This is a genomic window from Kitasatospora sp. NPDC094015 (assembly GCF_040304075.1).
Taxonomy (GTDB): Bacteria; Actinomycetota; Actinomycetes; order Streptomycetales; family Streptomycetaceae; genus Kitasatospora.
On record NZ_JBEOUL010000016.1, the window covers coordinates 155,723 to 162,489 of the forward strand.

Consider the following 6,767-nt stretch of genomic DNA (forward strand, 5'->3'; position numbering starts at 1 on the left):
GCTGCGCCCAGTGGTCGGCCGCCAGCAGGCCGACCGCGCCGAGGCGGTCCGCGGCCACCTGGGTCGCGCTGAACAGCAGGGTGCCGGTGATCTGCGGCAGGGTGGCGTCCAGTGCCAGGTGGCGGGAGAGCTCCTGCGGGTCCTGCCACGGCGCGCTCTGGCCGGGCTGCCCGACCCGGTGGACGGCCTCGCCGATCCAGAGCTCGGTGCCGGTGCCGGCGGTCCGCTCCGCCCACCAGCGGGCGAGCACCTCGTAGTCGGCGGCGGCGAAGCCGATCGGCCAGTACAGCTGCGGGGCGACGTAGTCCAGCCAGCCGCTGCGGACCCAGTGCAGGGTGTCCGCGTGCAGCGCGTCGTAGGACTGCAGCGCGGTGGTGGCCGAGCCCTCCGGGTCGCTGCCGGCGTTGCGCCACACGCCGAACGGGCTGACGCCGAAGGCCGCCTCCGGCCGGACGGTGCGGACCTGATCGCCGAGTTCGGCGATCAGGGTGTCCACGTTGTGGCGCCGCCACGCCGCCCGGTCGGTGAAGGTGGCGCCGTACGCGGCGAACGAGGCGTCGTCGGGGAAGTCCTGACCGGCGACCGGGTACGGGTAGAAGTAGTCGTCGAGGTGGACGCCGTCGACCTCGTACCGTTCGACGGCGTCCAGCACGGCCCGCTGGACGAAGCGGCGGACCTCCGGCCGGCCCGGGTCGTAGTAGCGGCGGCCGCCGTAGGTCAGCGTCCACTCCGGGTGGAGCCGGGCCGGGTGGGTGGGCACGAGGGTGGTGAGGTCGGCCCGGTTGGACACCCGGTACGGGTTGAACCAGGCGTGGAAGGCGAGCGCCCGGTCGTGGGCGGCCTCGACCAGGAAGGCCAGCGGGTCCCAGCCCGGGTCCTGTCCCTGGGTCCCGGTCAGCCACTCGGACCACGGCTCGTACGGGGACGGCCAGAAGGCGTCCGCGGTCGGGCGGATCTGCACGAACACCGCGTTCAGGCCGAGCGTCACGGCCCGGTCGAGATGGGCGAGGTAGTCGCTGCGGAGCCGTTCGGCGGACAGGCCCGGCGCGGCCGGCCAGTCGATGTTCTCCACCGAGGCGATCCACATGCCCCGCAGTCCGCGCGGCGAGGGCACCGGTGGTCCGGCCTGGTCGGCCGCCGCCGGGCCGGCGGCCCCGAGCAGGGCCGCGGCGGCCACTCCGAGACCGGAGCGGAGCACGGCACGGCGGCCGGGGAGGCGGGGACCGGCAGGAGGGGTCGGCATCTGCACATCCGCCACCCTGCCCGGCCCGGCTGTCCCGGCCGGGCTCCGACACACCGGCGCGGGCCGCCCGGGCGTCGCCGCGTAGGCTGTCCGGATGTCCCTGCTCAGCCTCCACGACCGCGCCGCCCTGTCGGACCGGTTCCGCCGTGACCCCGCGCTCCACCTCTTCGAACTCGGCGACCTCGACGACCTGCTGTGGCCGCACACCAGCTGGTACACGCTCGGCGGCGACGGCCCGGTGGCGCTGCTGTACACGGTCGGCGCCGTGCCCACCCTGCTGGCGTCCAGCCGCGCCGAGCGGGCGGCGGAGCTGGAGCCGCTGCTGGAGGCCCTGCTGCCGGTGCTCCCCCGGCGCTTCCTCGGCCACCTGCCCGGTCGGGCGGCGAAGCTCCTCGAACCGGCCTACGCCGCGCGGTCGCACGGCTCCATGCTCCGGATGGAGCTCACCGACCCGGCCCGCGCGGACCGGCACCCGCGGGGCGGGTGGGCGCCCGAGCCGCTCGGCCGCGCCGATCTGCCGGACCTGCTCGCGCTGTTCGCGCGCAGCTATCCGGGCAACTGGTTCGACGAGCGGATGCTGGACAGCGGCCGGTACCTGGGCGTGCGGCTGGACGGCCGGCTGGTCGCCGTCGCCGGGGTGCACGTGTACGCGCCCGCCCAGCGGGTCGCCGCGCTCGGCAATGTGACGACCGATCCGCAGCTGCGCGGCCGTGGTGCGGCGGGCGCCTGCGTGGCGGAGCTGTGCCGGCAGTTGCTGACGGCCGTGGACCACGTGGGCCTGAACGTCCGGGCCGACAACACGACGGCCCGGACGCTCTACGAGCGGCTGGGCTTCAGCGTGGTCACCGAGTTCGACGAGACCACCTTCACCGCGCTCTGAGCCGCGCGGCGGGCCCGCCGGCTACTCCTCGATCGCCCCGCCGACCGAGCGCAGGTGCTCCCGGAAGCCGAGGGCGGGGTCGCGGTCCCGGGCCGCCAGGTAGTCGGCGAACCGCACCTGACGGCGCAGCGGCTCCCCGGCCCGGATCCGCGCGGCCTGGGCGCGCTCGGTGTCGCGGATGGCCTCGGCGAGGTCGAGGAGGTGCGCGGTGCGGTCGGCCGGGACGAAGAGCACGCCGTCCTCGTCGCCGAGGACCACGTCCGCGGGCCCGACGGTCCGGTCGCCGACGGCGGCGGCGATGAGCGCGTCGGCGGGGCGCGGGTCCAGGCGCAGCGGTCCGGTCGGGATCGCGCCGAGGCTGAACACCGGCAGGCCGATCTCCCGGATGTCGGCGGTGTCGCGGTGCAGCCCCCAGACCACCACCCCGGCCAGTCCGGCGGCCTGCGCCTCCAGCACCACCAGGTCGCCGACGCAGGCCTCGTCCGTCCGGCCGCCGTTGTCGACCACCAGTACGTCGCCGGGGGCGGCGCTCTCGATCGCCTCCAGGAACACGTCGACGCTGCCCACGTGCCGGGCCGGGCGGACCGGTCCTGCCAGCCGGGTGCCGGGCAGCACCGGCCGCAGCGCGGCGGGCGCGCACCGCACCGGGACGGCGGCCCGCAGGCAGGCGTCCGCGAGGTGCGCGGTGGTGAGCGACGCGAAGCGCCGTCGAAGCGTTTCCTGGTCCACGGGCATTCCCTCTCCGTCCTCGGCCGTCCGGGTCCGCGTCCGCGCGGGGCGGTGCCCCGGTCGCGCCGCGGCGCCCGCCGACCACCCTGGCAGATCGGGCGGCCGGGCACAGCCCGTCCCCGACCCCGATCGGAGCAGTCCGTGTGCGGAGCGGCGACCCCGGCGGCATAGCTTGGGTGGGCGCGACCCGCCGCTGTCCGGGCCGGGATCCCGCACCCCGAGACGACCGGAGGTGCCGACATGACCGTCGCCATGCTGGAGGCGAAGAACCGTCCGGGTTTCTTCGTCCGCCACCAGAATTTCGAGGGCGGGCTGGACGCGTTCGAGTCGGCCCGCGGGGAGGACTTCCACTTCGAGATCGTCGATCTGGGCCGGCACCTGGTCCGGCTGCGGTCGGCCAACTTCCCCCGGCGGTTCCTGCGGCCGGACGACACCCGGGTGGTGCTGGAGGAGCGGCCGGCCAGGACCGAGGACGCCGAGCTGTTCGACCAGGAGTCGCTGTTCGAGCTGGAGTTGGGGCTGGACAGCAACGACGGTCTGTCCTTCAGGTCGGTGCACCGGGACGGGCACTACCTGCGGCACCTGGACGGGCGGCTGTGCCTCGGCGCGGCGGACGGCCCGGGGGTCCCGCCGCACGCCACCTTCTTCAAGCGCGCGCCCCGGTAGGCCCCCGTGCGCCGGGTCATCCTGTGGAGTTCGGTCTCCGTCGACGGGTACTACGAGGGCCCGGAACGGCAGATCGACTGGCACCTCGTCGACGAGGAGCTGCACAGCCACGTCAACGGTGAACTCGCGGCGATGGGCGCCTTCCTGAGCGGGCGGGTCACCTACGAGCTGATGGCCGGATTCTGGCCGACCGCGGACGCCGATCCGGCGGCCCCCGGGCCGATGGCGGAGTTCGCGGCGATCTGGCGGGAGATGCCGAAGATCGTCTACTCCCGGACCCTGTCGGAGGCCGGCTGGAACACCACCGTCGTCCGGGAGGTGGTGCCCGAGCAGATGCGGGCCCTCAAGGAGCAGCCCGGCGGCGACCTGGTGCTGGGCGGCGCAGTGCTCGCCGAGACCTTCCTGCGGCACGACCTGGTGGACGAGTTCCGGCTGTACGTGCATCCGGTCGTGCTCGGCGCCGGGCGGCCGCTGTTCCGGGGGTCCGGCACCCGGGTCGACCTGCGGCTGGTCGAGACCCGGACGTTCGGGAACGGGGTCGTCCTGCTGCGCCACCGGCGCCGCTAGGGCCTCCGGGAAGCCCTCGGCCGGCACCGGCCGGCCGCGCGACATCAACGCTGAGGCATCAACGCTGGGGCATCACCGCTGGAGCATCGACGCTGGAGCGAGGAGCGGGCCATGGAAGAGACGTCCGAGACCGCGGAGGGCGCGGTGCGCGAGGAGCGGACCGGCGCCGACCGGAGCCGGGCCGGGCGGCCCGCGGCCCCGGTCGGGTCGTGGCTGCGCCGCACCGCGGGCCTGGCCCGGGAGGTGGCCCGGGGTGCGGTGGACACGGTGCTGGACGCCACCGGGCGGTCACCGAACCTGCCGCTGGAACCGCGCCGGATGACCCCGGCCACCGCGCTGTTCCTGGCGACCCTGCTGGTCGCGGCGGTCCTCGGGTTCCTCGCCGCGCTGGTGATAGGTGCGCTGGTCAAGGGGCTGGTGTGGCTGCTGGTCGTCGGCCTGGTGCTGTCCACGGCCGCCCTGGTCTACGGCGGCGCCACGCTCGCCCGGCGCTCCTCGGAGTGACGGCGGCCGGGCTCAGGCGTACTGGGTGAGGTCGATGGCGTGCACCCGCAGCGGGTGGCCGTGCACGGGGTGGGCGGTCACCCGGTCCTCCTCCATGCCGAGCTTGCCCATCACGTTCGCCGAGGCCTGGTCGTCCGCCCTGGCGATGGCCACGATCCGGTCCAGACCGCGGTCCTCCAGGGCGAACTCCAGCGCCGCGTGCGCCGCCTCGGAGGCGTAGCCCTGGCCCCAGTACGGCCGGCCGAGCCGCCAGGAGACCTCCACCGCGGGCAGCACCTCGGGCAGGTACCAGGGGACGGAGAGCCCGGCGCAGCCGGCCAGTTCGCCCGAGCCGAGGAGCTCCACGGCGAACACGCCGAACCCCTCCTCGTCCCACTCCTCCTCCCAGCGCTCCATCTCCTCGGCCGTGGCGTCCAGGTCGAGCACGGAGCCGTCGCCGACCCCGCGCATCACCTCCGGGTCGGCGTTGATCTCCGCGAGGGCGGCGAGGTCGTCCTCCTGCCAGCGGCGGAGCAGGAGTCGGGGGGTGAGGATCTCGGTCATGACCCCATCCTGTCGAACACCGGGCCCGGAAGGACAATCGGCGCGTCACACCCCCGGGTGGGGTCCGCCCGCTGCGGCCCGACCGCCGGGCCGGCGGCGGTACGGTGGCCCGATGACACCGGACGAGATCCTGCGGGCGCTCGCCGCCCTGGAGGCGGCCTGGCGCCACGACGGCCCGGCGGTGGCCGCGCTGGCCCAGCGGGGCCCCGGGGAGGCCGCGCTTCCGGTGCTGGTCGCCGAGTACGGGGACCTGGTGCTGAAGTCGATGGTGGCGCTGTCGCTCGGCATCGGCGGTGAGGAGGAGGATCCCGAGGCGATGGCGGCCGCCGCGGAGGTGATGCGCTCGGACGTGTCGCTGCGGATGTGCACGGTGCTCGGGCGCAGCTGGCGGTCCTGGGCGGCGGACGCGGCGGACGGCGCGGCCGCGGACATCGCCCGGTCGGTGATCAGCGCCATCCTCAACTTCACCGAGGAGGCGGACGAGGACGACGTGCTGCCGCTGCTCACGGCGCTGCGCGCGAAGGCGCTGGAGAACTCCTGAGGCCGGCGCCCAGGTGTGTTGTCCCGGGACGTTGGCGACACTGTGGGCATGGCACCTGACTTCGACGACCTGCTGGCGGAGGCCGGCACGGTGTCCGTGGACGGCTGGGACTTCTCCTGGCTGGCCGGGCGGGCCACCGAGGAGCGCCCGTCCTGGGGCTACCAGCGGCTGCTGGGCGGCCGGCTCGCCGCGGCCTCGGCCGCGCTGGACATCCAGACCGGCGGCGGCGAGGTGCTGGCCGGCGCCGGGCCGCTGCCGCCCGCGATGGTGGCCACCGAGTCCTGGCCGCCGAACGTCGCGCGGGCCACCCGTCTGCTGCACCCGCTGGGCGCGATCGTGGTGGCCGACCCGGACGAGCCGCCGTTGCCGTTCGCCGACGGCGCCTTCGACCTGGTGACCAGCCGTCATCCGGCGACCGTGTGGTGGGAGGAGATCGCCCGGGTGCTGCGCCCGGGCGGGACGTACTTCGCCCAGCACGTCGGCCCCGCCTCGGTGTTCGAGCTGGTCGAATACTTCCTCGGGCCGCAGCCCCAGGCCCGGCGCAAGCGGCATCCGGACGACGAGAGCGCGGCCGCCCGGGCGGCCGGCCTGGAGGTGGTCGACCTGCGCCTGGAGCGGCTGCGGATGGAGTTCCACGACGTCGGCGCGGTGGTGTACTTCCTGCGGAAGGTGATCTGGACGGTGCCGGGCTTCACGGTCGAGGGCCATCGGGAGCGGCTGCGCGAGCTGCACGAGCAGATCCTGGCCGAGGGCCCGTTCGTCGCGCACTCCTCGCGGTTCCTGATCGAGGCCCGCCGGGCCGGCCGGGTCACGGGGACCTGACCGGCAGCAGCACGCGGTCGGGGCGCAGGGCGGCGAGGCTACCGGCGGTCCGGGCGCGGGGCACCTGGATTTCGGTCCGGCCCGTTGTCGGGTCCCGGGAACGGGGCGAGGGCCCGTCCCCTGGGTGGGGGCGGGCCCTGCGTGGTGCTGCTGCGTACGGCTGTGTGCGTACGGCTGGGTGCTTACTTGGTGAGGCCGGCCTTGACGGAGCAGACGGGCCAGGCGCCGGGGCCCTGGGCGGCGAGGACCTTCTCGGCGACGTTGATCTGCTG

Annotated in this window: 8 protein-coding genes and 2 pseudogenes; 6 read left to right on the plus strand and 4 right to left on the minus strand. The window is 75.2% G+C overall.

Going from position 1 to position 6,767, the window contains the following annotated elements; translation table 11 throughout:
• Window positions 1-4: 4 nt before the first annotated feature.
• Window positions 5-1,243 (minus strand): annotated as a pseudogene (locus ABT014_RS20690) (glycoside hydrolase family 10-like protein); the annotation flags it as partial.
• A 94-nt stretch (window positions 1,244-1,337) separates the two neighbouring features.
• On the opposite strand from ABT014_RS20690, the gene ABT014_RS20695 reads away from it, so the two are divergent.
• Window positions 1,338-2,123, plus strand: coding sequence for a GNAT family N-acetyltransferase (locus tag ABT014_RS20695; RefSeq protein WP_350640450.1), 786 nt, complete (start codon window positions 1,338-1,340; stop codon window positions 2,121-2,123).
• Between the two features lie 21 nt (window positions 2,124-2,144).
• Here ABT014_RS20695 and ABT014_RS20700 read toward each other — a convergent pair whose 3' ends face one another.
• On the minus strand, window positions 2,145-2,852 hold the full coding sequence (locus ABT014_RS20700) for an RraA family protein (RefSeq protein ID WP_350640451.1): 708 nt from the start codon (window positions 2,850-2,852) through the stop codon (window positions 2,145-2,147).
• A gap of 240 nt (window positions 2,853-3,092) precedes the next feature.
• Here ABT014_RS20700 and ABT014_RS20705 point away from each other — a divergent pair, with 240 nt between their 5' ends.
• The 3 genes from ABT014_RS20705 to ABT014_RS20715 all read left to right on the plus strand — a co-directional run bounded on the left by ABT014_RS20705 (window position 3,093) and on the right by ABT014_RS20715 (window position 4,589).
• Entirely contained in the window at window positions 3,093-3,518 is a 426-nt protein-coding gene (locus ABT014_RS20705; RefSeq protein WP_350640452.1) for an AbfB domain-containing protein, read from the plus strand.
• Between the two features lie 6 nt (window positions 3,519-3,524).
• On the plus strand, window positions 3,525-4,085 hold the full coding sequence (locus ABT014_RS20710) for a dihydrofolate reductase family protein (RefSeq protein ID WP_350640453.1): 561 nt from the start codon (window positions 3,525-3,527) through the stop codon (window positions 4,083-4,085).
• A gap of 111 nt (window positions 4,086-4,196) precedes the next feature.
• Window positions 4,197-4,589, plus strand: coding sequence for a hypothetical protein (locus tag ABT014_RS20715; RefSeq protein ID WP_350640454.1), 393 nt, complete (start codon window positions 4,197-4,199; stop codon window positions 4,587-4,589).
• 12 nt (window positions 4,590-4,601) lie between these two features.
• On the opposite strand, the gene ABT014_RS20720 is transcribed toward ABT014_RS20715, so the two are convergent.
• Entirely contained in the window at window positions 4,602-5,132 is a 531-nt protein-coding gene (locus ABT014_RS20720) for a GNAT family N-acetyltransferase (RefSeq protein WP_350640455.1), read from the minus strand.
• Window positions 5,133-5,244: 112 nt separating this feature from the next.
• Here ABT014_RS20720 and ABT014_RS20725 point away from each other — a divergent pair, with 112 nt between their 5' ends.
• Together ABT014_RS20725 and ABT014_RS20730 are read left to right on the plus strand one after the other, a co-directional pair.
• Window positions 5,245-5,673: a hypothetical protein gene (locus tag ABT014_RS20725; RefSeq protein WP_350640456.1), complete on the plus strand. Its 429-nt coding sequence runs from the start codon at window positions 5,245-5,247 to the stop codon at window positions 5,671-5,673.
• A 48-nt stretch (window positions 5,674-5,721) separates the two neighbouring features.
• Window positions 5,722-6,495: a class I SAM-dependent methyltransferase gene (locus ABT014_RS20730; RefSeq protein WP_350640457.1), complete on the plus strand. Its 774-nt coding sequence runs from the start codon at window positions 5,722-5,724 to the stop codon at window positions 6,493-6,495.
• 185 nt (window positions 6,496-6,680) lie between these two features.
• On the opposite strand, the pseudogene ABT014_RS20735 reads toward ABT014_RS20730, so the two are convergent.
• Window positions 6,681-6,767 (minus strand): annotated as a pseudogene (locus ABT014_RS20735) (transglycosylase family protein); the annotation flags it as partial.